Annotated in this window: 19 protein-coding genes and 1 tRNA gene; 5 read left to right on the plus strand and 15 right to left on the minus strand. The window is 63.0% G+C overall.

All coding sequences use genetic code 11. From position 1 onward, the window contains the following. Positions 1-700, plus strand: a 700-nt coding sequence (gene hemA / locus A3AY_RS0123955; RefSeq protein WP_026203773.1) for a 5-aminolevulinate synthase, incomplete at its 5' end; no start/stop codon positions are given. 25 nt (positions 701-725) lie between these two features. On the opposite strand, the gene dxr is transcribed toward hemA, so the two are convergent. Beyond that, positions 726-1,931, minus strand: a complete 1,206-nt coding sequence (dxr, locus tag A3AY_RS0123960) for a 1-deoxy-D-xylulose-5-phosphate reductoisomerase (RefSeq protein WP_018328223.1) — start codon at positions 1,929-1,931, stop codon at positions 726-728. A gap of 152 nt (positions 1,932-2,083) precedes the next feature. Here dxr and A3AY_RS35935 point away from each other — a divergent pair, with 152 nt between their 5' ends. Further along, complete coding sequence (locus A3AY_RS35935; RefSeq protein WP_018328224.1) at positions 2,084-2,506, plus strand: META domain-containing protein; 423 nt, start codon at positions 2,084-2,086, stop codon at positions 2,504-2,506. A gap of 182 nt (positions 2,507-2,688) precedes the next feature. Here the strand turns inward: A3AY_RS35935 and A3AY_RS0123970 are convergent, their stop codons facing one another. From A3AY_RS0123970 to A3AY_RS0124030, 13 genes are all read right to left on the minus strand, one after another. Next, positions 2,689-4,146, minus strand: coding sequence for an FAD/NAD(P)-binding protein (locus A3AY_RS0123970; protein WP_051108407.1), 1,458 nt, complete (start codon positions 4,144-4,146; stop codon positions 2,689-2,691). Between the two features lie 163 nt (positions 4,147-4,309). After that, positions 4,310-4,522, minus strand: coding sequence for a hypothetical protein (locus A3AY_RS35940; RefSeq protein WP_112850935.1), 213 nt, complete (start codon positions 4,520-4,522; stop codon positions 4,310-4,312). Positions 4,523-4,713: 191 nt separating this feature from the next. Next, positions 4,714-4,851, minus strand: a complete 138-nt coding sequence (locus A3AY_RS39375) for a hypothetical protein (RefSeq protein WP_018328227.1) — start codon at positions 4,849-4,851, stop codon at positions 4,714-4,716. 105 nt (positions 4,852-4,956) lie between these two features. Then, positions 4,957-5,274 (minus strand): hypothetical protein, encoded by a 318-nt coding sequence (locus A3AY_RS35945; RefSeq protein WP_018328228.1) that lies wholly within the window; start codon positions 5,272-5,274, stop codon positions 4,957-4,959. Then, entirely contained in the window at positions 5,274-6,764 is a 1,491-nt protein-coding gene (gene cysG, locus A3AY_RS0123990; protein ID WP_018328229.1) for a siroheme synthase CysG, read from the minus strand. The genes A3AY_RS35945 and cysG overlap by 1 nt, the downstream gene beginning before the upstream one ends. Next, a complete protein-coding gene (locus tag A3AY_RS0123995) occupies positions 6,736-9,393 on the minus strand; it encodes a nitrate reductase (RefSeq protein ID WP_026203774.1) in 2,658 nt (885 codons plus the stop codon). The genes cysG and A3AY_RS0123995 overlap by 29 nt, the downstream gene beginning before the upstream one ends. A gap of 242 nt (positions 9,394-9,635) precedes the next feature. Next, on the minus strand, positions 9,636-9,971 hold the full coding sequence (nirD, locus tag A3AY_RS0124000) for a nitrite reductase small subunit NirD (RefSeq protein ID WP_018328231.1): 336 nt from the start codon (positions 9,969-9,971) through the stop codon (positions 9,636-9,638). Positions 9,972-9,976: 5 nt separating this feature from the next. Continuing rightward, positions 9,977-12,427, minus strand: coding sequence for a nitrite reductase large subunit NirB (gene nirB / locus A3AY_RS0124005; RefSeq protein WP_018328232.1), 2,451 nt, complete (start codon positions 12,425-12,427; stop codon positions 9,977-9,979). A 6-nt stretch (positions 12,428-12,433) separates the two neighbouring features. Further along, positions 12,434-13,231, minus strand: coding sequence for an ABC transporter ATP-binding protein (locus A3AY_RS0124010; RefSeq protein ID WP_018328233.1), 798 nt, complete (start codon positions 13,229-13,231; stop codon positions 12,434-12,436). A 10-nt stretch (positions 13,232-13,241) separates the two neighbouring features. Further along, on the minus strand, positions 13,242-14,135 hold the full coding sequence (ntrB, locus tag A3AY_RS0124015; RefSeq protein ID WP_018328234.1) for a nitrate ABC transporter permease: 894 nt from the start codon (positions 14,133-14,135) through the stop codon (positions 13,242-13,244). A gap of 63 nt (positions 14,136-14,198) precedes the next feature. After that, positions 14,199-15,497, minus strand: a complete 1,299-nt coding sequence (locus tag A3AY_RS0124020; protein ID WP_018328235.1) for a CmpA/NrtA family ABC transporter substrate-binding protein — start codon at positions 15,495-15,497, stop codon at positions 14,199-14,201. 361 nt (positions 15,498-15,858) lie between these two features. Beyond that, positions 15,859-17,145 carry a CmpA/NrtA family ABC transporter substrate-binding protein gene (locus A3AY_RS0124025; RefSeq protein WP_018328236.1) on the minus strand — a complete coding sequence of 429 codons (1,287 nt, stop codon included), beginning with the start codon at positions 17,143-17,145 and terminating at the stop codon, positions 15,859-15,861. A gap of 46 nt (positions 17,146-17,191) precedes the next feature. Beyond that, the gene (locus tag A3AY_RS0124030; protein ID WP_018328237.1) at positions 17,192-17,779 is read right to left on the minus strand and encodes an ANTAR domain-containing response regulator; all 588 of its coding nucleotides are present in this window, start codon (positions 17,777-17,779) and stop codon (positions 17,192-17,194) included. A gap of 591 nt (positions 17,780-18,370) precedes the next feature. On the opposite strand from A3AY_RS0124030, the gene A3AY_RS0124035 reads away from it, so the two are divergent. Then, the gene (locus tag A3AY_RS0124035) at positions 18,371-20,107 is read left to right on the plus strand and encodes a cation:proton antiporter domain-containing protein (protein WP_026203776.1); all 1,737 of its coding nucleotides are present in this window, start codon (positions 18,371-18,373) and stop codon (positions 20,105-20,107) included. A 292-nt stretch (positions 20,108-20,399) separates the two neighbouring features. Further along, positions 20,400-21,683, plus strand: coding sequence for a cystathionine gamma-synthase family protein (locus tag A3AY_RS0124040; protein WP_018328239.1), 1,284 nt, complete (start codon positions 20,400-20,402; stop codon positions 21,681-21,683). Between the two features lie 247 nt (positions 21,684-21,930). On the opposite strand, the gene A3AY_RS0124045 is transcribed toward A3AY_RS0124040, so the two are convergent. Beyond that, positions 21,931-22,007: transfer RNA gene (locus A3AY_RS0124045), tRNA-Arg, on the minus strand. Between the two features lie 219 nt (positions 22,008-22,226). Here A3AY_RS0124045 and A3AY_RS0124050 point away from each other — a divergent pair. After that, positions 22,227-23,123, plus strand: a complete 897-nt coding sequence (locus A3AY_RS0124050; protein WP_018328240.1) for an ROK family protein — start codon at positions 22,227-22,229, stop codon at positions 23,121-23,123. Positions 23,124-23,127 lie beyond the last annotated feature (4 nt).

Consider the following 23,127-nt stretch of genomic DNA (forward strand, 5'->3'; position numbering starts at 1 on the left):
CGCCGACCCGCGCGCGCCCAAAATCATTGCGTTCGAATCGGTCTACTCGATGGATGGCGACATTTCGCCGATCAAGGAGATTTGCGATCTCGCCGACAAATACGGCGCGATGACCTATCTCGACGAGGTTCATGCCGTCGGCATGTACGGCCCGCGCGGCGGCGGTATTGCCGAGCGCGAAGGCCTGATGCATCGCCTGACGGTGATCGAAGGCACGCTGGGCAAGGCCTTCGGCGTCATGGGCGGCTATATCGCAGCATCGAGTGCGCTGTGCGACTTCATCCGTTCGTTTGCCTCCGGCTTCATCTTCACGACGGCCCTGCCGCCGGCGCTNGCNGCCGGCGCTGTCGCCTCGATCCGGCACCTCAAGGAAAGCCAGATCGAACGCTTCGCCCATCAGGAACGGGTTCGCCGNCTGCGCAANCTNCTCGACAAGAACGGCATTCCGCACATGNCCAATTCGAGCCACATCGTGCCGGTGATCGTTGGCGATGCGGCCAAGTGCAAGTGGATTTCCGATCTCTTGCTCGACAATTGCGGCATCTATGTCCAGCCGATCAACTATCCGACGGTGCCGAAGAAGACCGAGCGCCTGCGTATCACGCCGACGCCGCTGCATTCGGACGCCGACATCGACCACTTGGTCGGCGCGCTGCACCAGCTCTGGTCGCGCTGCGCGCTGGCGAGGGCTGTTGCGTAAGTTATGACTAACCTATTGAATTGAATCAGGCCGCCGCTCCGGCGGCCTTTTCCTTTTCGGCGATCGCTTCGGCGGCACGGGCGCGGGCTTCGCTGTCGGCGGCGAAAACGTCATCCATGGAGACGGCCGGGGCCACTGCCGTCATGCGGTCCATGACCGCCTCGGCGATGTCCGCCATGTCGAGGAAACCGATACGGCCCGAGACGAAGGCCTCGAAGGCGACCTCTTCGGCCGCATTCATGACTGCGCCCTGCAGGCCGCCGCGCTCCATTGCCGTGCGGGCAAGACGCAGCGCCGGAAAGCGGACTTCGTCCGGCGCCTCGAAATCCAGCCTTGCGAGTTTGGCGAAGTCCAGCCGATCGACATTGAGTTTCGTCCGCATCGGATAGGTGAGCGCATAGCCGATTGCGGTGCGCATGTCGGGACAGCCCAGCTGGGCGATCACGGAGCCGTCGGTGTAGCCGACCATCGAATGGATGATCGATTGCGGGTGGACGACGACTTCGATCTGGCTTGGCGCCACATTGAAGAGATGCTTCGCCTCGATCATCTCCAGAGCCTTGTTGAACATCGAGGCGCTGCCGATCGAGATCTTCAGGCCCATCGACCAGTTCGGGTGGGCGCGGGCGATCTCCGCCGTCACGCCTGCCATCTGCTCGCGCGACCAGGTGCGGAAGGGACCGCCGGATGCGGTGAGCACGATCCGTTCGACGGCGTGGCGCTGATCGTCCTCCAGCGACTGGAAGATCGCGCTATGTTCGCTGTCGACCGGGATCAGCCGTCCACCGCCTTCGGCAACCGCGCGCACGAAGAGATCGCCGGCGGAGACCAGACATTCCTTATTGGCGAGCGCGATATCGGCACCGCGCTTGGCGGCCGCGAGCGTCGGCGCAAGGCCGGCGGTCCCGACGATGGCGGCCATCACCCAATCGGCGTTGCGCTCAGCGGCTTCGATCAGGCCGCTGCGGCCGGCGGCGACTTCGATACCGGTGCCCGCCAGGGCCGATTTCAGGCTTTCGTAGTGCCGCTCGCTGGCAGTCACGGCGAGTTCCGCACCTGTTGCCTTGGCCTGCTCTGCGAGCAGGTCGATGTTGCCATTGCCGGTCACGGCGGCAATCTCGAACGCGTCACGGCCGCCGAGCTGGTCAATGACGTCGAGCGTATTGGTGCCGATCGAGCCTGTGGAGCCCAGTATGGTCAAGCGGCGTTTTTGAGGTGCGCCGGAGGTCATGGCCAAGTCCCGTTGTTTTTCTTGTTTCATGCTAGGCTCTACAGGTGAACGCGGCCGTCAACAAGGGTAGTCTGAAAACCGGACGAAGCGATATGGTCGCGGTTGGCGCGATTCGCGGCAAACGGTGTCAATTCGGAAGGGCGAGATCCCACATGTTGAAACTTGCGCTGTTCCTCTCCTGCTCCTGTGTGCTGCTCGATACCGCCTCGGTATCGACCGTCGTTGCCAAATCCGTGCCGGCCGAACTCGTCGGGACATGGCTTGCCGAGGATATCGGCGGCGGCGGCGTGATCGACGACTTGCAGACGACGCTCGAAATCAACGATGACGGCACCTATTCCGGTTTTGCCGGCTGCAATCACTACACCGGCACATTCAACCTGAAGACCGACGAGATCATCTTCGGCCCTGCCGGCACCACGCGCAGAACGTGCGTTCCGGCGGTGATGGATCAGGAAAGGAAGTTCCTCGATGCGCTGAAGAGCGGGCTTTCGTGGAGGACGGAGGGCACCAAACTGGTGCTTGCGAAACCCGATTCAAGCACCGCCTTGCAGCTTGCCCCGCGCCACTCATAGCGCGGTTTCGTTTTTCCCCGCTTCAAAGACGCTCCATCATTGTTTTCGAGCATTCCGGACGGAAAACCGTCTCGCACTTTTCTTGAATTGGCTTCGGTCCTAGACCAGCCGCGCGCGGCAGCTTTGCCGGTTCAGAGGGCGGTAACCGGCACCCGGATGCGGCGCGACGAGCCGCTGGCCGCTTAAAGTGGGTTTTCTGCCGGTTCAAGCACCGTCGCCTGCAGGCGCTCTGCAACGACGGAAGCGACGAAGGCCGCATGTTCCGTCACCTGCGGCAAGCCCATGAGTTCGCCGAAGGTGCCGCGTGCCAGCGGACCGGCAATCAGCAGCGACGGCGTCACGCCGACGGCGGGGCCGATGGCTTCGGAATTGCGGGTACAGGCAAGCCCAAGGCCGGTCGGGTCGAGTTCGAGATAGCCGCTCCCGGCCAATTCCGCGAGAAAGGGCTGGCTGGCGAGGATGCCGCCATGTCCGGGACCGGTGGTCACGACGACGGCATCATAGGTTCGCTCCACAGTCTCCCGGTGGCGGCGGAGGCGCAGCGCACAACGGACAGTCTCATTCTCGACACCGGTGCCTGCGATCGACCCGGCAAGGATTTCAAGGCGGCCCTTAGCGATCGCCTCGTCCAGTGCCGCTTCCACCTGTGGCGCCACACGGAAGCGGTGGACATCCCAATAGGGCCGCAGGTGCCGGACGATGCGCCGCCGTTCCGCGATCGGCAGGATCTGCCAGATCGATTGGCCCTGCGCCCGCACCTGGTCGATGACGCCGTGCCAGGTGAGACCGGCTGCCGTTGCCTCACGAATGGCGTTGCGGACGTTCATCAGCAGGGCAGGGGCCGTGAAGGCTGGATCGGTCAGGAAATCACCGGTGGGATCTTGCGGAAAGGGCGCATGTCCCCGGGACCGCAGGCCGCGGCGGGAGATCGCCGTGATCGCGCCGGTGTGCCCCTTGAGTGCCAGCGATGCGATCACATCGGCAGAGGTCAGGCCGTTGCCGATGACCAGCACCCGGTCGGACGAGCGGATCGCGTCGAGCGCGCCTGCTTTCGTCGGGTCCGGCACGAAGCGCGGATGGTCCTTCAGCAGCGTCTGAAGCCCGCCCGGTGCCACCGGTGGTGGATGGCTGGTGGCGATGACGACGATATCGGCCAGGGTCTCGCCGCCGCCCTCATCGACGAGGCACCAGCGCTGTCCGTCGCGCAGCAGATGCGCAACGGCTGCGCGACGATGCCGGACGGCGCCATCGGCGATGAAAGGCTGCAGCATGGCATTGATATAGTTGCCGAACACGTTTCGCCGGGGAAAGAGATTGCCGTCCGGCCGCAGGGCATCGGCATCACCCGCGGTTGCCGAATGGGAATCGATCCAACGCAGGAAATGATCCGGCTCGTCGGTGAGAAGGCTCATGCGGGCGGCGGGGACGTTGATGCGGTGGGCGGGTTCGGCCGTGTCATAGGCGAGCCCCCTGCCGAGGCCGTCGCGCGGTTCGAAGACGATGATCTCCGGCGCCGGGCCGCGGTCCGCCTGCGCGAGATGGAACGCCGTGGCCGCGCCGGAGACGCCGCCGCCAATGATGGCGATCACCGGTCGGTTCGCTTTCGAGGCTGTCGATTCGCCGGGTGCTGACAGGGTCATCGGATTGACGATCCATTGGTTCATGACATCTCACCGTCGCCAATGCTTATAGTCTATAGTTTTTATCAATATTAGGCGGCGGTCAAGCCTGTAAGTTTTCGTCCCGTTTGCCGCGCAAAAGCAAGATATGATTTTACCCGAGGCGGTACAGTCAGGCTTTCAATCAGGAATTTTCGTCGAGAGCACCGAGAACGCGGCGGAGCAATTCGTCCTCCTCCCACACGCCATGCCGGTAAAGGGTCAGCACCAGCGCTGCCACCGGATCGTTCGCATCGCTGTCGGGCGTTATGTTGCGGGCGACCTTGGCCGCGTCGAAGACCCGCTGACAGAGTTCAACGTGATGCGGCAGCATCGGCTCGTTGCGCCATTTCCTCATGCCCCCTGTCCCCCATCGCATCAGAAAATGCGTCTGCTCGGCGAAGCGTCATCCACGGCGACACAAGCGCGTCCCCTGAAGCTTGCATGCCTCGCGCCCGGCATGGGTGGCGGCCGAATATGGCGGTTTTCTGACTGGAGAGATTCGCAAAGTGGATAGCGGCTGCGGCTTTTGTGGCAAATTGTGCAATATCAGGTCGGCTCGGTTGCGGCGGCAGGATCCATCATCGGAACCGAAGTGTTCAGATCGTTCCTGACATATTTGATCAAGAGGATGCTCAGGATCGAACCCACGATCACGAAGACGACGGCTCGCATGGTCATTTGCATTGCATTGTTTCCTGTTTAGGTGCTGTGCAAACGTATGGAGTGCGAGGTTGTTCCGGAAGGGCGGTCACGAGAAATAATCCGTTTTGGTGACTACTTCGTCCAGATTTAAGGTGAGGCGCCCAAACCCGCATGAGCAAACAGGCATGCCGCGGCCAAGGCGAGACGCGCCGATGTGCCGAGCGCGGACTGGTTAATCACGACAGCCAATGCCACTCCGAGCGTAGTGATCGTAGCGCCAATGCCAATGCCATTGCCGCTGAATGCCATGACGGCCGAGGACAGGCTGATGGCACTGGCAAGCGCGGTGGCGGGCGATAGAAGGATGGCGTGGTCCGTCGTCGCCAGGAAAATCTGGCGGAACCGGCTGATGCTGAAGCCCATGGCAAGGCTCAGGAACAGGGCGGCGAGAAGTTCGGATGGCATCACACCGCCCGGGATCGGTGAGGGCCGTTTTCCGAGGTCGGCTTTCCGACCGGGCTCTCAACTTTGGACTGTGCCTGCGAAAAGGCCTGGCCGACGCCGATCAGGATCGGATTGTCGTCGCCTATACGCACTACCGCGTCCGCCAGATCGCCGACCGTGCCGATCCAGCGTTTTTCATTGCTGCGGGTGACCGCGCTCATCACCACGGCCGGGGTCGCGCCGTCCATGCCGGCGGCCAGAAGCCTGGCACGAATCTGACCGGCGGTTCGGCCGCCCATGTAGAAGATCGTCGTGGTGCGCGGTTCGGCCAGATTCTGCCAGTCGAGATGTTCGGGCAGGTTGCCGAGGCGCGAGTGACCGGTGACGAAGCGCACGGCCTGTGCGTGATCGCGATGCGTCAGCGATACGCCGAGACGGGCGGCCATGGCGCTGGCGGAGGTGATGCCGGGCACGACGTCGACGGGAATGCCCTGCCGTTCGAGACAGGCGATTTCCTCGCCGGCGCGACCGAAGATCATCGGGTCTCCGGATTTCAGCCGCACCACGCGCTTTCCGGCCTTGGCGAGCTGGATCATTATCGCGTTGATGTCTTCCTGCTTGCAGCTCGTCCGGCCGCCACGCTTGCCGACCAGCATGCGCTTTGCTTCACGGCGGGCAAGTTCCAGCACCTCGTCGGACACGAGATCGTCGAACAGGATGACATCGGCCGCCTGCAGCGCGCGCACCGCCTTGAGCGTCAAAAGCTCCGCATCGCCTGGGCCGGCACCCACCAGCGTCACGCGTCCGCTGCAGGATGTGTTCTTCGTGGCAATCCGCCCGGCGTCGGCAAGGAGGCCGGCTTCGGTTTCGGCCTCGGGTGCCGTGCCGAAGGCGCGATCGACAAAATTCTCCCAGAAGGCGCGTCGCGGTGCGCCGGGGCCGACGCGTGCGTTGACTTTGTCCCGGATCGAATACGCCAGCGCCGCCCAGGATTTCAGGGCCGGCGGCAGCAGCGTCTCGATGCGTCGGCGGATCGCCTGGGCGAGGATCGGGGCGGCACCATCGCTGGAAATGGCGACGACGACGGGTGAGCGGTTGACGATCGAACCGAACTGGAACTGGCAGTATTTTGGTTCGTCGATGACGTTGACCGGCACGCCGGTCCTGCAGGCCGCGTCGAAAAACGCGGCAGCGGCGCCATCGTCTTCGCAATCGGCAATGGCGATGGCCGCAGCTTCGAAGGATGAAGGCGACCATTGTTCCTTGTGATGCTCGAACCGGCCGTCGTCCTGCATCAGGGTTGCGAACGTTTCGCTCAGCTCTTCCGCATAGACGTGGACTTCCGCACCGCAGGCCGCCAGCAATTCCGCCTTCCAGGCTGCCGCATCCGATCCGCCGGCAACGATGGCGCGTTTTCCTTCGAGCGCCCAGAAGACCGGCAACTTGGCGAGCGGTGCCATGCGGGCAGGGCGGGCGTTCCGGTCACTCGGCAGCAGCTGCAAGGCATCCATCGATGATCCCCCTGATCTCGGCGCGGCACGAGCCGCAATTGGTTCCGGCGTTCAATTCCTTGCCGACAGCCTCGACACTGTGACAGCCACCCCTGACGGCGGCGACGATCTGGTTGACGCCGACGCTGAAGCAGGAACAGACGGTCGCGCCGGGGTCCATGCGGCCGGCGCCGGGTCGCCCGGCAGCAACCGCAAACCGCTTGGCCATGTCGGCATGCCGGACGGTCAGTTGCTCGACCGCCCAGTTGCGCGCAACGGCAACCGGCTGGCGGGCGAGGAAGAGGGCGGCCAGCAAGCGGTCACCTTCGAAGAAGGCGAGCCGCAGGTCGCCGGTCTGGGCGTCGGCATAGCCGAGCGGCTCGATATGGTCTGGAATGCCGAGATGCGTCCGGCACCACTCCGACCAGCTCTCGGGCGCAGCATCTAACGCCAGTTCCAGCCGCCAGCCGCCATCGGCCCTTGCCAGGGCCCAGTAGGTGGTGTCGAGACCCTGCGGTTTGGTGGCGGAAACTGCAAAACCATAGTTTGCGACCTTCAGTCGCCGCGCCGCAATGGCGACGTTCTTCGAGGCCGGCTGACCGGAGAAGGGATCGGTGATCGGGGCCACCACGGCGTCGATACGTGCCTTTGCGGCAAACTGATCGTTCCAGTGCATCGGCACGAACAGGCTGCCGCGAGCCTGTCGCTCGGTAACCAGGGCGCGCACCACGGCCTTGCCGTAGGGACTCTCGATCTCGACGAGGCCCGCGCTGGCGACACCGATTTCCATCGCGTCGCGCGGATGGATTTCCGCGAAGGGCTCGGCGATATGGGCGGACAGGCGGGCGCTCTTTCCCGTCCGTGTCATCGTGTGCCACTGGTCGCGGATGCGGCCGGTGTTCAGCGTCAACGGGAAGTCAGCGCTGGTGCGATCCGTGGCAGGAGCGTTGACGGCGACGAAACGCGCCTTGCGGTCGGCATGGTAAAAGCCGCCGTCGGCGAAGAAGCGGGTGGTTTGCACCTGCGAGGCGGCTGGCTGCGGCCATTGGAATGGGGCAAGCCCGTCATAGGCCGCACCGTCGATCCGCGCGTAGGCGCCGATATCGAAATCACGACCGCCATCGTTTTCGAAGGCCGACAGGGTCGCGTGCTCGGCAAAGACGGTGGCGGCGCTGGGGAACGAGAACGCGTCCTCAAATCCCATGCGGCGGCCGACCTCGGCCAGCTGCCACCAGTCGGCCCTGGCTTCGCCCGGGGCGGGAAGATAGGCGCGCTGGCGGGAAATGCGGCGCTCCGAATTGGTGACGGTGCCATCCTTCTCGGCCCAGCCGAGCGAGGGCAGAAGGACGTGCGCCAGCTTCGTGGTGTCGGTATCCTGCAGGACGTCGGAGACGACGACGAAGGGACAGGCGGCGATGGCGGCTGCAACGGCATCGGCATCCGGCATCGAGACCACCGGGTTGGTGGCCATGATCCAGAGCGCCTTTACCCGGCCGTCGGCGACGGCGCGGAACATGTCGACGGCCTTGAAGCCGGGCCAGCGGGCGATGGCCGGCGATTGCCAGAAGCGCTGGACGCGGTCGCAATCCTCGGCATTCTCGATCGCCATATGGGCTGCGAGCATATTGGCAAGACCGCCGACCTCGCGTCCGCCCATGGCGTTCGGCTGACCGGTGAGGGAGAAGGGGCCCATGCCGGGCCGGCCGATGCGGCCGGTCGCGAGATGACAGTTGATGATGGCGTTGACCTTGTCCGTGCCGGAGGCGGATTGATTGACGCCCTGACTGTAGCAGGTGACGACCTTTTCCGTTTCCTCGAACAGGCGGAAGAACTGGCGCAACTGCATGGAGGGCAGGCCGGTCAATTCCATCAGTTCGGCGATGTCGAGGGCCGAGGCCGCGGCGAAAGCCTCTGCAAAACCAGTGGTATGCGTGCCGATATAGTTCTGGTCGATCGCGGCTGTGCCGGCAAGGTGGGCCAGCAGGCCCATGAACAGGGCTACGTCGCCATCCGGCCTGATCGCCAGATGCAGGTCGGCGATGTCGGCCGTCATCGTGCGGCGCGGATCGATGACGACGACTTTCATGCCGGGCCGCGCGGCCTTGGCGGCGGCGAGGCGCTGGTAGATGACCGGGTGGCACCAGGCGAGGTTGGAGCCGGTCAGGATGACCAGATCGGCAAGCTCGATGTCCTCATAAGTACCGGGAACGGTATCGGCACCAAAGGCACGCCGATGGCCGGCGACGGAGGAGGACATGCAAAGGCGCGAATTGGTGTCGATATTGGCCGATCCGATAAAACCCTTCATCAGCTTGTTGGCGACGTAGTAATCCTCGGTCAGCAACTGGCCGGACACGTAGAAGGCGACCGAATCCGGGCCGTGCTCGGCGATGGTTTCGGAGAAACGTGTCGCGACGAGGTCAAGCGCCTCGTCCCAGTCCGCGCGGCGCCCGTCGATCTGAGGATGAAGAATGCGTCCGTCGAGATCGATGGTTTCGGCGAGTGCCGAGCCCTTGGAACAAAGGCGTCCGAAATTGGCGGGATGGTCCGGGTCACCCCTGACGCTGACTGTGCCGGCGTCATCGATCCTGGCGATGACGCCGCAACCCACGCCGCAATAAGGGCAGGTGGTTTTGGTTTCAGTGGACACTGGTATTCCCCCCGCCATGCCGGCGCCCGTGGCTTTCACCCCCCTCCGTCAGCCTTGCTGACATCTTCCCCTCAAGGCGGGAGATCGGTAGCCTGCCGCGCCGTTCGTGTCCTCCAACGGCAAAGCGCATCTTACAGACGCTAAAATTGCTGTACGAGGCAGCGGCATATGCCATCCGATCTCCCCCCTTGAGGGGGAGATGTCGCAAAGCGACAGAGGGGGGTGTTTCTTGCTCCATGCGCCTATTCCGCCGCCATCATCAGGCTTTCGAGCGCGATCGAGAGCGCACCGTCCTCGTTGCGAACAGCGATGGTCTTGACCTCGCCCTCATCGGCACCGAGCGCCTTGCCGCTTTCCAGCGAGATCACCCAGTTGTGCAGCGGGCAGGTGACCGCCTTGCCGTGAACGATGCCCTGGCTGAGCGGCCCGCCTTTATGCGGGCAGTGGTCCTCGATGGCGAAGACCTCGTTTTCGGCCGTGCGGAACACGGCGATCTTGCCCTGCGGCGTCTTCACGCAGCGGGCGCCCCGCAGCGGGATGTCGTTGATGTCGCCGATTGCGATCCAGTTCGTTTCCATGTCCGTCACTCCGCCGCTTCCGAGTATCCAACCGTTGCCATCGGCCGGAACTCATGCTTGTCCTTGCCGGAGACGCGCTCCGACCAGGGGTCGACCTGGGCGAATTTCTGGGAAAAGACGAAGCGGTCGTAATAGGCTTGGCGCTTCTGCGCATCGCCCATGATCTGGCGGCGGATCTCATCGAGACCGATGCGCTTGGCCCATTTGTAGATGCGCTCCAGATAGCGGCCCTGCTCGCGGTACATCTGCGTCAGCGCCACGATATGCTGCAGCGCCTCGTCCTCGGTCTTGACGAGGCCGAGCACTTCCGTGCCCTTGATGTCGAGGCCGGCAGCCCCGGCAAAATGGATCTCGAAGCCCGAATCGACGCAGATGACCCCGATATCCTTGCAGGTTGCCTCGGCGCAGTTTCGCGGACAGCCGGAGACGGCCATCTTGAGCTTGGCCGGCGTCCACGATCCCCACATGAACTTCTCGATGCGGATGCCGAGCCCGGTCGAATCCTGCGTGCCGAAGCGGCACCAGTCGGAACCGACGCAGGTTTTGACTGTGCGCAGGCCCTTCGCATAGGCCTGGCCGGAGACGAAGCCCGCCTTGCCGAGATCGGCCCAGACGGCGGGCAGGTCTTCCTTCTCGATGCCGAGCAGGTCGATGCGCTGGCCGCCGGTGACCTTGACGAGCGGCACCTCGAACTTGTCAACCACGTCGGCGATGGCGCGCAGTTCCTTCGAATTGGTCACGCCGCCCCACATGCGCGGCACCACCGAATAGGTTCCGTCCTTCTGGATATTGGCGTGGACGCGCTCGTTGATGAAGCGCGACTGGTAATCGTCGGCATATTCGTCCGGCCAGTCGCAGACGAGGTAGTAGTTGAGGGCCGGGCGACATTTGGCGCAGCCGCAGGAGGTCTTCCATTCCAGTTCCTGCATGACGGCCGGAATGGTCTTCAGCCCCTTGGCCTTGATCAGGCGGCGCACGTCGTCATGTCCGAGCTCGGTGCAGGCGCACATCGGCTGAACGGCGGCCGGATTGTAGGCGTCGCCGAGCGTGATCGACATCAGCTGTTCGACCAACCCGGTGCAGGAGCCGCAGGAGGCGGATGCCTTGGTGTGGGCCCGCACGTCGTCGAGCGAGGTCAGTCCCTTCGAGGTGATCGTACCGGTGATCTTGCCCTTGCAGACGCCGTTGCAGCCGCAGATTTCCGCATCATCCGGCAAGGCTGCAACGGCCGCCATAGGGTCCAGCGGGGACCCTCCCTGGTAGGCCTGGCCGAAAATGAGCGTTTCACGCATTTCCGATATATCGGTGGCTTTCTTCTTCAGGTCGTTGAACCAGGCGCCATCGGCGGTTTCGCCGTAGAGCACGGTCCCGATGATGCGGTTGTCCTTCAGCACCAAACGCTTGTAGACACCCGCCGTCGCGTCGCGCAGCACGATCTCCTCGCGGTCGTCGCCCTCAGCGAAATCACCGAGGGAAAAGAGATTGATGCCGGTGACCTTGAGCTTGGTCGGCGTGTCCGAATGCACGAAGGCGGGCGAGCGGTCGCCGGCGAGATGCGAAGCGGCGATGCGGGCCATTTCGTAGAGCGGTGCGACGAGGCCGTAGACCATGCCGCCGACCTCGGCGCATTCGCCGAGCGCCAGGATATCGCCATCGGAGGTCTGCATGCCGGCATCGACGACGATGCCGCGATTGACAGCAAGCCCCGCTTCCTTGGCGAGACCGGCATTCGGCCGGATGCCGACTGCCATCACCACCAGCGTCGCGGGGATGATCGTGCCGTTGTCAAGCTCGATGCCCTCGACCTTGCCATCGCCGATGATTGCCTTGGTGTTGGCCTTGCAGATGACCTTGATGCCACGTTCCTCTACGGCTTTCTGCAAGAGGTAGCCGGCAGCCGGATCGAGCTGACGTTCCATCAGCGTTGGCATCACGTGCAGCACGGTGACATCCATGCCGCGCAAGGCAAGGCCTGCAGCGGCTTCTAGCCCAAGCAGGCCGCCGCCGATGACGACGGCCTTTTCGCGCGACTGGGCGGCAAGCAGCATCGCCTGCACGTCGTCGAGGTCGCGATAGGTGATGACGCCGGGCAGATCCTTGCCGGGCACGGGGATGATGAAGGGAACGGAGCCGGTGGCGATGACGAGCTTGTCATAGCTCTCCGTCACGCCGTGATCGGAGGTGACGGTCTTCCTGGCACGGTCGATCGAGACGATCTTGTGGCCCTTGTAGAGCGTGATGCCGTGCTCGATGTACCAGCCATCGCCATGGATGACGATTTCCTCATAGCTCTTTTCGCCGGACAGGACCGGCGAGAGCATGATGCGGTCGTAGTTGACGCGCGGTTCGGCGTTAAAGATGGTGACCTCATAGAGGCCCGGCGCCTGTTCCAGCAGATGCTCCAGCATGCGCCCGGGGGCCATGCCGTTGCCGATGATGACAAGGTTCTGGGTCATGTCGGGTTACTCCGCGGCTTCGACGAAACGGTGGCGTTCGTAGAGGAACTTCAGCACGGCCTCGCGGCACTTGAGGTATGTCCGGTCGGAAGCGAGCTCGATGCGGTTGCGCGGCCGGGCAATCGGCACGTCGAGGACTTCGCCGATGCAGGCCGCCGGGCCATTGGTCATCATGACGATCCGGTCCGACAAGAGCACTGCTTCATCGACGTCGTGGGTGATCATCACCATGGTGTTGCCGAGACGGGAGTGAATTTCCATCACCGCATCCTGCAGATGTGCCCGCGTCAGGGCGTCGAGCGCGCCGAAGGGCTCATCGAGCAGCAGGATCTTCGGCTCCATGGCGAGCGCCCGGGCGATGCCGACGCGCTGCTTCATGCCGCCGGAAATCTCTGACGGCCGCTTGTCCTTGGCATGGCCCATCTGCACGAGGTCGAGATTGGCCATGACCCAGTCATGCCGTTCCGTCTTGCTTTTCGTCCTGCCGAAAACCTTGGAGACGGCGAGGTTGACGTTCTCATAGACCGTCAGCCAGGGAAGCAGGCTGTGGTTCTGGAAGACGACGGCGCGTTCCGGTCCGGGTGCATTGACCTCCCGGTTTTCGAGCAGCACGGCTCCGGACGAAACCGGCGTCAGGCCGGCGATCAGGTTGAGCAGGGTCGACTTGCCGCAGCCCGAATGGCCGATGATCGAGACGAATTCGCCCTTGTCGATCGTCAGGTTGATACCCTTCAACACCTCGGCGCGTTGACCACCCCGGTCGAAGTGCTTGTCGATATGGTCGAGTTTGAGATAGGCGCTCATGACTGTATCCTCAGTTGGCGGATGCGCCGCGAGTGACGATGGAGCCGACGGCTGAAACCAGCTTGTCGAGGATGAAGCCGACGACGCCGATATAGGCGAGCGCGACGATGATGTCGGGCAGGCGCGACGAGTTCCACGCATCCCAGATGAAGAAGCCGATCCCGACGCCCCCGGTCAGCATTTCAGCCGCGACGATGGCGAGCCAGGACAGGCCGACGCCGATGCGAAGGCCGGTGAAGATGTAAGGGGCTGCCGACGGCAGCATGATTTTGAAGAAGAATTCGAACTGGTTGAGGCACAGCACCTTGGCGACGTTGCGGTAGTCCTGGGGGATGTTGCGCACGCCGACGGCGGTGTTGATGATCACCGGCCAGATCGAGGTGATGAAGATCACGAAGATCGCGGATGGATTGGAATCCTGGAAGGCAGCGAGCGACAGCGGCAGCCAGGCGAGCGGCGGAACGGTGCGGAGAATCTGGAAGATCGGATCAAGCCCGCGCATGGCCCAGACGGATTGGCCGATGACTGCGCCGATGAGCACGCCTGTGATCGCGGCAAGGCCGAAACCGTAGGCAACGCGCTGCAGCGAGATCAGCACCCGCCAGCCAAGGCCGATATCCTGCGAGCCGTAGTCGAAGAACGGATAGGCGATCAGGTCGTAGCTTTCTTCCCAGACCTGCGACGGCGGCGGCAGCGTCGCGCCGGCGCCTGAACAGAGGATCTGCCAGATCGTCAGGATGACGATGAGCACGACGAGCGGCGGCAGGACATTGCGTGCGAGCGCGACCGCGATCTGCTTCGGCTTCGTTTTCGTGGCGGGCCGGCCGGAGAAGGGCAGGACGCTTGCGCTAGTCTTCGGCAGTTGAGCCGTTGCGATTTTTTCCGTGCGGGCCAGTGCGGGCATGGAAGAACTCCTGAAAGCTAAGAGGAAATCGGCGCAGGGGGTCCCGCGCCGAGGCTGTTTTGATCAGGACGCGGCCTTGATCGACAGGCTATCGAGATAGGCAGAGGGGTTTTCCGGATCGAAGACCTTGCCGTCGAAGAAGGTTTCCTTGCCGCGCGAGGTCGAGGCCGGAATGTCGGCTGCCGCGACACCGAGGTCGGCTGCGGCTGCACGCCAGATGTCCTCGCGGTTCACCTGATCGACCAGTGCCTTGATGTTCGTGTCAGGCGCCAGCTTGCCCCAGCGGATGTTCTCGGCCATGAACCAGGTGTCGTGGCTCTTGAACGGGTAGGAAGCACCGTTCGCCCAGAATTTCATGTAGAGGTCGGTGCCGTGCGCAACGCGGCCGTTGCCGTAGTTGATGTCGCCCTTCAGCCGGCCGATGATGTCTTTCACCGGCACGTTGAACCATTGCCGCTTGCCGACGATCGCGGCCATCTCGTCCTTGTTGTCCATGCTTTCGCACCACATCTGGGCTTCCATCACGGCCATCATCAGCGCCTTGGCGGCGTTGGGGTTCTTCTCGACCCAATCGGCGCGCATGCCTAGCGCCTTTTCCGGATGTCCCTTCCAAAGTTCGCCGGTCGATGCTGCGGTAAAGCCGATGCCCTGATTGACGAGCTGTTCGTTCCACGGTTCGCCGACACAGAAACAGTCCATGTTGCCGACCTTCATGTTCGCCACCATCTGCGGCGGCGGCACGACGATGGTCGAGACGTCCTTGTCCGGGTCGATGCCGCCTGCGGCCAGCCAGTAGCGGATCCAGAGATCATGGGTGCCGCCGGGGAAGGTCATCGCCACCTTCACTTCGCCGCCGTCAGCCTTCTTTTTCTCAAAAGCGGCCTTCAGCTTCGAGGCGTCGAGCTGGACGCCGGTATCGGCATATTCCTTGGCAACGGAGATCGCCTGGCTGTCACAGTTCAGGCGGGCGAGGATCGCCATCGGTACGGGAACGTTGTTCTGCGTCACCTTGCCGGTGTGCATGAGATACGGCATCGGCGAGAGGATATGGGCACCATCGATGCCGTTGGCTGCACCGCCGAGGACGAGGTTGTCGCGTGTCGCGCCCCAGGAAGCCTGCTTGGCAACCTCGACGTCCGGAAGCCCGTGCTTTTCGAAAAAGCCTTTTTCCTTGGCGATGATCAGCGCCGCCGAATCGGTCAGCGCGATGTAGCCAAGCTTGACGCCGGTCACTTCCGGGCCTGCGCCGGCGGCAAAGGCGCCCGACGGGAAGGCCGTCTTGATGGCGCCGAACAGCGCAGCGGTGGCGGTCGTTTTGAGTAGGCTGCGGCGGCTGATGCCGTTGCTGAAAGTCGTCTTCATGAACAGTTCCCTCTGCTGTGGCCGGTCGGATTTGGGCAATAAAAAAACGCCGCTCGGAGATTTGCGTCTTCGGGAAGGAGGAATCCCGGACTGCAAAACCCTTGCGACGTCGATGTCTTTTGCGAACGCCTATCGGGCGTTCGTCTTACTGCGGTCGCCATTGACCGGAGCGATTCATGTCATGCAAAGCCCGTGCCAGTTTGGAGCGGAAAAATTATGGCCTTGAAATTGTATGGATTTTTGCGCCGATTTGCCGAATGAGTAATTTTTGATCGATGCTGTATTGTGCTAAAAATTTCATCTGTTGCTTTTGCGGCAGCAAGTTCAGGTGCGAATTTTGTGCAATGCAAAAGCTGCGGCGCTAGATTTCGTCGCCGGCGTGGCCGCCGAGCGCCGAGCTTTTGACCGCGAACCCGGCAATATAGTCATCCATCCGGAGCGGGTCGAAAATCTGCCCGTCCAGGAAGCGGTCTCCGTCCAAGGCTCCTTCGACGCGAATATCGTCATCCAGCAGTGGTGCGACGTTCGCCCCAAGCGCCAGGCGGTAAATATCGGGCCTATAGGCCGCCGCTGCCGCCGTCATGCCGGCGGAGGAAAGATCGGTCTGGCCCCAGCGGATCATCTGGCTGTAGATCCACAGGGCCTGGCTCGGACGCGGATAGTTGGCGAACCCGGCATGGAAGGCGAAATAGCTGTCGATGATGCGCCGGTTGCCCCGGTCATCGAGATTGAATTCGCCGGCCAGCACGCGGCGGATGATGTCGACCGGTGCAGCGAGATACCGTGCATCGGCGAGCGCTTCCGCCAGGGCGTCGTGATTGTCCGGACGGTCGCACCAGCGGGCCGCCGCATCCAGCGCGACGATCAGTCGAGAGACCGTTTCCGGATGCGTCTCAGCCCATTCGGGCCGCATGCCGATCACCTTTTCCGGCGCGGACGGCCAGATGTCCTGCTTGGCGGCGACGATACGGCCGACGCCGCGCTCCGAGGCGACCATGTTCCAGGGCGCGCCGACGCAGAAGCCGTCGATGGCGCCGGCGGCGAGAGCGTCCGACGTCATCGGCGGTGGCACGACGACGAGCTTGACGTCGCGGTCCGGATCGATGCCGCCTGCCGCCAGCCAGTAGCGGAATTCGTAATTGTGCGAGGAGAAGGGGTAGGTGACGCCCAATGTCGGCAAGGGTTCGCCGCGCGCCTTCAACTCTCCAATAACCTTCGCAAGCGCGTGCGCGTTCTCCAGGGCGCCCGCCGTTTCAGGCAAGGCCGCCGTCTCGCGCATCCGGGCAAAAAGCCGTGTCGACAGCGTGATCGCATTGCCGCCGCGCCCCAACGAGAAGGGCGTGATCGTCGGCGACGGGTTGGAGCCGAGACCGAGCATCGAGGCGACGGGCATGGGCGAGAGCATATGGGCAATGTCGAACTGCCGAAAGGCGAGCCGATCGCGGACGTTCGCCCAGGAAACGTCCTTGACCAGGTTGAGGGTGAGGCCTTCCTTCTGTGCAAAGCCGAACTCGCAAGCGGCGATCAGCACCGAGGCGTCGACCAGCGGAATGAAACCGGCGCGCAGGGTGCGCGAACCTTCGCCGGCAAGGCCTGCCGGTGCGGCAAGGCGGCCGTCGCCGCTCAATTCCGTGAGGTTGGTGATCATGTTCACTCCAATGTCTCCCGGAAGATGTCGGACTGGCGCGCGCTCATCACATCAGCAATCCTGCCGCTGTAACCACGCTCTGGGCGATATCCGATATCTTCTTCTTTTCGTTCATGGCCGTCTGGCGCAGCAGCGCAAAGGCCTGCTCTTCGGAAAGGCCGCGCATCTTCATCAGGATGCCCTTGGCCCGCTCGATGATCTTGCGTTCCTCCAGCGCCGACTTGGCGTCGGCGAGTTCCCGCTGCAGCCGGCTGAAGGCATTGAAGCGGCTGACGGCCATGTCGAGAATGGGCTTGACGCGCTCCTTCTTCAGGCCGTCGACGATGTAAGCGGAGACGCCGGCTTCCACCGCCGCCTCGATCGAGGCCGTGTCGGAGCGATCGACGAACATGGCAATCGGCCGGCCGACCGTGCGGGTGAGCTGGAACAGGTGCTCCATCATGTCGCGATTGGGGTTTTCAAGATCGATGACGATCACGTCCGGCTGCAGCGTCTCGATGATTCGAGCGATGCCATTGACTTCATGGACCACGGTTACTTTCGTGTGGCCGGCCTCGCGCAATCCTTCCTCGATGATGGAGGCGCGGATCGCGTTCTCATCGATGACGAGAATGGTGAGGTCAAAATAAGCCATGGCGCATAGATGACGCAGTGCAGCAATCTTGGCAATGCCTAAAATAGGTGCTCTGCATCCGCAGCCTAAAATTTGGGCAGCATGCTCAGAACGTGACCGGATCGTTTTGCTGCACGTCCATTTACGCCGGTCGGAGACTCGCCGTTCGCATAGTATCACGATGCGGCGAGGCGAGCGACATCAAGGAAGACGCAGACGGCACCCGGATCGGCCAGGTGCTGGCCGACTGTATCGACGACCGTGGCGCGAGGTCCGGCCGCCTATCGACGTCGTGGACAATTCGATCGGCCCGACCGGCGGCTTTCTGTGCGATAGCGGTGCGTCGCCCGGGCGATTCGGGCGGTCCAAAAGACATCGCATGGCTCCGTCAACGTCTGGTACATGCCGATTTCATCGTGAAGCCGCACGGGCAATTCCCGTTCAGGTTGACGGATGAAGATGCTTTGCGCGCAGAAGGACGGGATCGTTGGCCGGTTGTTGGCGATAAACCCGTCATTTTCCTGAGGTGCCACTTTATAAAAGCGTCAGGGACAGCATACGATGTCGAGACATCGTATCGGCGCAACAGCCGTAGGCAGGCGGGAGCAGGGCGTGCATCAGGATATGGCTTTGGTAGCGACGGTGGCGATCAGCTTCGTGCTTGCCGCCGGTTTTGGCTATCTTGCGGACAGGCTTCGCTTGCCGCCGCTCGTCGGCTATCTGGTTGCCGGCGTTTTGATGGGGCCGTTTACGCCGGGTTTGAACGCCGACAGCAACCTTGCGGCGCAGCTGGCTGAAATCGGTGTCATCCTGCTGATGTTCGGCGTCGGGCTGCATTTCTCCGCATCGGACCTCATCGCTGTTCGCGGTATCGCCATTCCCGGCGCCATTGGCCAGATCATCCTTGCGACGTTGCTCGGCATGGGTCTCTGCACCCTGTGGGGCTGGAGCCTCGGGGCCGGGCTGGTCTTCGGCCTCTGTGTTTCCGTTGCCAGCACTGTGGTGCTGCTCAAGGCCCTGGAGGAGCGAAACCTCGTCAATTCGCCCAACGGCCGCGTGGCGATCGGCTGGCTTATCGTCGAGGACCTGGCGATGGTCCTGACGCTCGTCCTCCTGCCCATCGTCGCGGAGGTGCTGGGCGATGGGGCAGCGGCGCATGCTGCAGACGCGGGCGGTTCGTCGATCGCGCTCACCATCCTCCTCACGCTGGTCAAGCTCGGCGCCTTTGCGGTGCTGGCCGTCGTGCTCGGACCGCGGCTCGTGCCGTGGCTGCTGACGCTGGTCGCGCGCACTGGCTCGCGGGAATTGTTCACGCTCACCGTTCTGGCCATAGCGCTCGGCATCGCCTTCGGCTCGGCGACGATCTTCGGGGTGTCCTTCGCGCTCGGGGCGTTCTTCGCCGGCGTCATCATGAGTGAATCCCACCTCAGCCATCGGGCCGCGGCCGATTCGCTGCCGTTGCAGAATGCCTTCTCGGTGCTGTTCTTCGTTTCGGTCGGCATGCTGTTCAACCCGATGGTGCTGATCCACCAGCCGCTTGCCGTGATCGCCATCCTGGCGCTGATCACCTGCGGCAAGTCGCTGATCGCCGCCGGTTTCGTGCTGCTGTTGCGCTATCCCCTGTCGATGGCGCTGACGGTGGCCGCAAGCCTGGCGCAGATCGGCGAGTTCTCCTTCATCGTCGCCGGGCTCGGCGTCTCGCTCGGGCTCCTGTCACAGGAAGGCCACGACCTGATCCTTGCGGGCGCCATTCTTTCGATCACGCTGAACCCTCTGATGTTCGGTGTCGCGGCGAAACTGAAAGCGGCAATCGGCAGCGCCATGCCTGCGTTCGCAAGCCAGTACGGTCAGCCCAAATTTGCCGCGCTGACGCGGGATCTCGACGTCATCCGCGAAAAGGCGGAGGAGAAGGAAAGCCAGCAGCAGTTGAAGAAGCAGCAACTGGTGAACACCTTCCCGATGTTTTCCGAGGTCAATGAACATGCCCTGGAGGAGCTTCTTCTCCTGTTCCGGCCGGCGTCGGCCTCGCCGGGCGACAAGGTCATCAGGGTCGGCGAGCGCGGCGACGCCATGTATTTCATTGCGGCCGGCGCGGTCGAGGTGCGCTTGCCGGACAAGGCGATTCTCCTGGAAGCGGGCGCCTTTTTCGGCGAGATGGCCCTGCTCAGCGGCGGCGTGCGCACCGCCGACGTGATCGCGGTGGATTTCTGCCAGTTCCTGAAGCTCGACCGGCGCGACTTCAACATCTTCATGACCCGGCACCCGCGGCTGCGGGCCGCCGTCAGCGACATGGCGCGCGAGCGCAAGCAGATGAATATCCTGCACGATGCACAAACCGACGTGCACTGATGACGTGACCTGATGCGGGGGAGCAGGCAGGGCCGTTTGCGGCAGATCGACCGCAAATAATCAGGCGAGGGCCGCAGCCAACTCGGCCGCCTCGGGCCCAGAGTGTTTGCCGGGCGGGCCTCGGTATTCTTTGCGGGCTTCCAGACATTTGGCGCCGCCGGAAATTCCGGATTTTGTCCAGATTTGATCGCCGGCACGCAACTTTTAGTCTCAAACGTGGTCGGATTGGCAAGAAGTAGCGATCGAACTTGATGTAGACTGCGTCGATCGCATCAAAACGCCGGAGACCGTCATGACCGCTCCACACCCTTCCAAAACCCATATCGGCAATCATAAACTGCATCCGGAAACGCAGATGCTGAACTATGGCTACGATCCGGAATTGTCCGAGGGGGCGGTTAAGCCGCCGGTCTTCCTGACCTCGACCTTCGTTTTCAAATCGGCGGAGGAGGGCCGTGACTTCTTCGACTTCGTCTCCGGTCGCCGCGAACCGCCGGCGGGCACAGGCGCGGGCCTCGTCTATTCCCGCTTCAATCACCCCAACAGCGAAATCGTCGAGGACCGCCTGGCGGTCTATGAGCGCACCGAAAGCTGCGCGCTGTTTTCCTCCGGCATGTCGGCGATCGCCACGACGCTTCTTGCCTTCGTCAGGCCGGGTGATGCGATCCTGCATTCGCAGCCGCTCTACGGCGGTACCGAGACGCTCCTGGCGAAGACCTTCCTCAACATGGGGGTCGCCGCCGTCGGATTTGCTGATGGCGTCATCGAGGTGTCGGTGCAGCAGGCAGCGGATGCGGCCATGGCCAAGGGCCGTGTCTCGGTGATCCTGATCGAAACGCCGGCCAACCCGACCAACAGCCTCGTCGATGTCGCGATGGTCCGGCGGATCGCCGACAGGATCGGCGAATCCCAGGGGCACACGCCGATCGTCGCCTGCGACAACACGCTGCTCGGACCAGTCTTCCAGCGGCCGATCGAGCACGGTGCGGATCTTTCGCTCTATTCGCTGACCAAATATGTCGGCGGCCACTCCGACCTGATCGCCGGAGCGGCGCTGGGCACCAAGGCGATCATGAAGCAGATCAAGGCGTTGCGCGGCGCCATCGGCACGCAGCTGGATCCGCATTCCTGCTGGATGCTCGGCCGGTCGCTGGAAACCCTGTCGATCCGCATGGAAAAGGCCAACAGCAACGCGCGTCTGATTGCCGATTTCCTGCGCGATCATCCGAAGGTCGAGACGATCCATTATCTGCCCTATCACGACGCCGGCTCGCCGGTCGGCAAGACCTTTGCCGCGCAATGCACCGGCGCCGGCTCGACCTTCTCCTTCGACATCCGCGGCGGTCAGCCGGCCTCGTTCCGCTTTCTCAACGCGCTGCAGATCTTCAAGCTGGCCGTCAGCCTCGGTGGTACCGAATCGCTCGCCAGTCACCCCGCGACGATGACCCATTCCGGCGTGCCGGTGGACGTGCGCGAGCGGATCGGCGTGCTGGAGTCGACCATCCGCCTGTCGATCGGCATCGAACACCCGGACGACCTGATCGCCGACCTGACGATGGCGCTGGATGCGGCCTGAGGCGCGGTCCTGTTTGCGGTTATTTCTGGCAATGTCTTGAAACGGTTACATTCGTGCACCATATTGCGCTCATGGAATTCGTTTCCAGCGGCTGACCACGGATGTACTGGCAGTGCTGTCGAGGCGGGTCGGAGAGGTCGGGTTTTCACCCGGCCTTTTTCTTTGGGCCGATGTGTTGGACTGGATGCTCAAAGGGAACAAGTGTTGGCGGCGCCGAAATTCTGCCGCTCTCATACTCTCAAGAAATTGGTGATCCCAGATGGATTCGAACCATCGGCCTCAGGATTAGGAATCCTGCGCTCTATCCTGCTGAGCTATGGGACCAGCCGGAAAGAACCCTTACAAAAGCTCGGCCGCGAAGCCAAGTGTTTTCCGATGCGGATTTGCATCTGCTTGGCCGGAACTGGACTTTCTCGCGAGCTTCGCAGCCGGACGGACTGGCGCGAAACGCTTTTCCGGTGCTAAGCAAAGGCGGCGGAACGGGAGGAGACCCGGCCGATGACGCGCCGCATTGCAACGAGACGCACAAGAGTTTGATCCGACATGTTCATTGGAATTGATTGGGGCGGCACGAAAATGGAAGTCATCGCGCTTGATCGCGATGGCACGACGCGTGCCCGTCACCGCATCGCCACGCCGACCAGCGGCTATGATGCCTGCATCCGCGCGGTGCAGGAACTTGTCGCCACGGCCGAGCAGATGGCCGGCGAACAGGGGACGATCGGCATCGGCATTCCCGGCAGTCCCAATCCGCGCACCGGCATCGTGCGCAATTCCAATGCCGTGCTCTTGAACGGCCAGCCGCTCGGGCGCGATCTCCAGGCAGCGCTCGGCCGCGACGTGCGGCTTGCCAATGATGCCAATTGTCTTGCGGTGTCCGAAGCCGTGGATGGCGCCGGCAAGGATGCGCATACGGTTTTCGGCGTCATCGTCGGCACCGGCCACGGCGGGGGGCTTGCGATCGGCAAGCATGTGCATGCCGGCTATCAGGGGATCGCCGCCGAAATCGGCCACTATCCGCTGCCCTGGATGACAAAGGACGAATATCCCGGCCATAAATGTTGGTGCGGCAAACATGGCTGCCTCGACATGTATGCCTGCGGCACCGGCGTCGAACTCGATTACCGGATGACGACGGGCATCGACCGGCGCGGACGCGACATCATCGCCGACAAGCGCAACGGCGATCCGGCCGCCACCGCAGTCTACGAGCGCTTCGTCGACCGGCTCGCCCGCAGCCTGGCGCTGCTCACCAATATCGTCGATCCCGATGTCTTCGTGCTTGGCGGCGGCATATCCAATGTCGACGAGATCTACGACGAACTGCCGGATTTGATTGTCAAATATATTTTCGGCGACAGTTTCGAAACGCCGATCCGCAAGGCGGTGCACGGCGACAGCTCCGGTGTGCGCGGTGCCGCCTGGCTCTGGAAAGACTGAAAGC

Origin of the sequence: Rhizobium giardinii bv. giardinii H152 (genome assembly GCF_000379605.1) — a bacterium.
Taxonomy (GTDB): Bacteria; Pseudomonadota; Alphaproteobacteria; order Rhizobiales; family Rhizobiaceae; genus Pararhizobium; species Pararhizobium giardinii.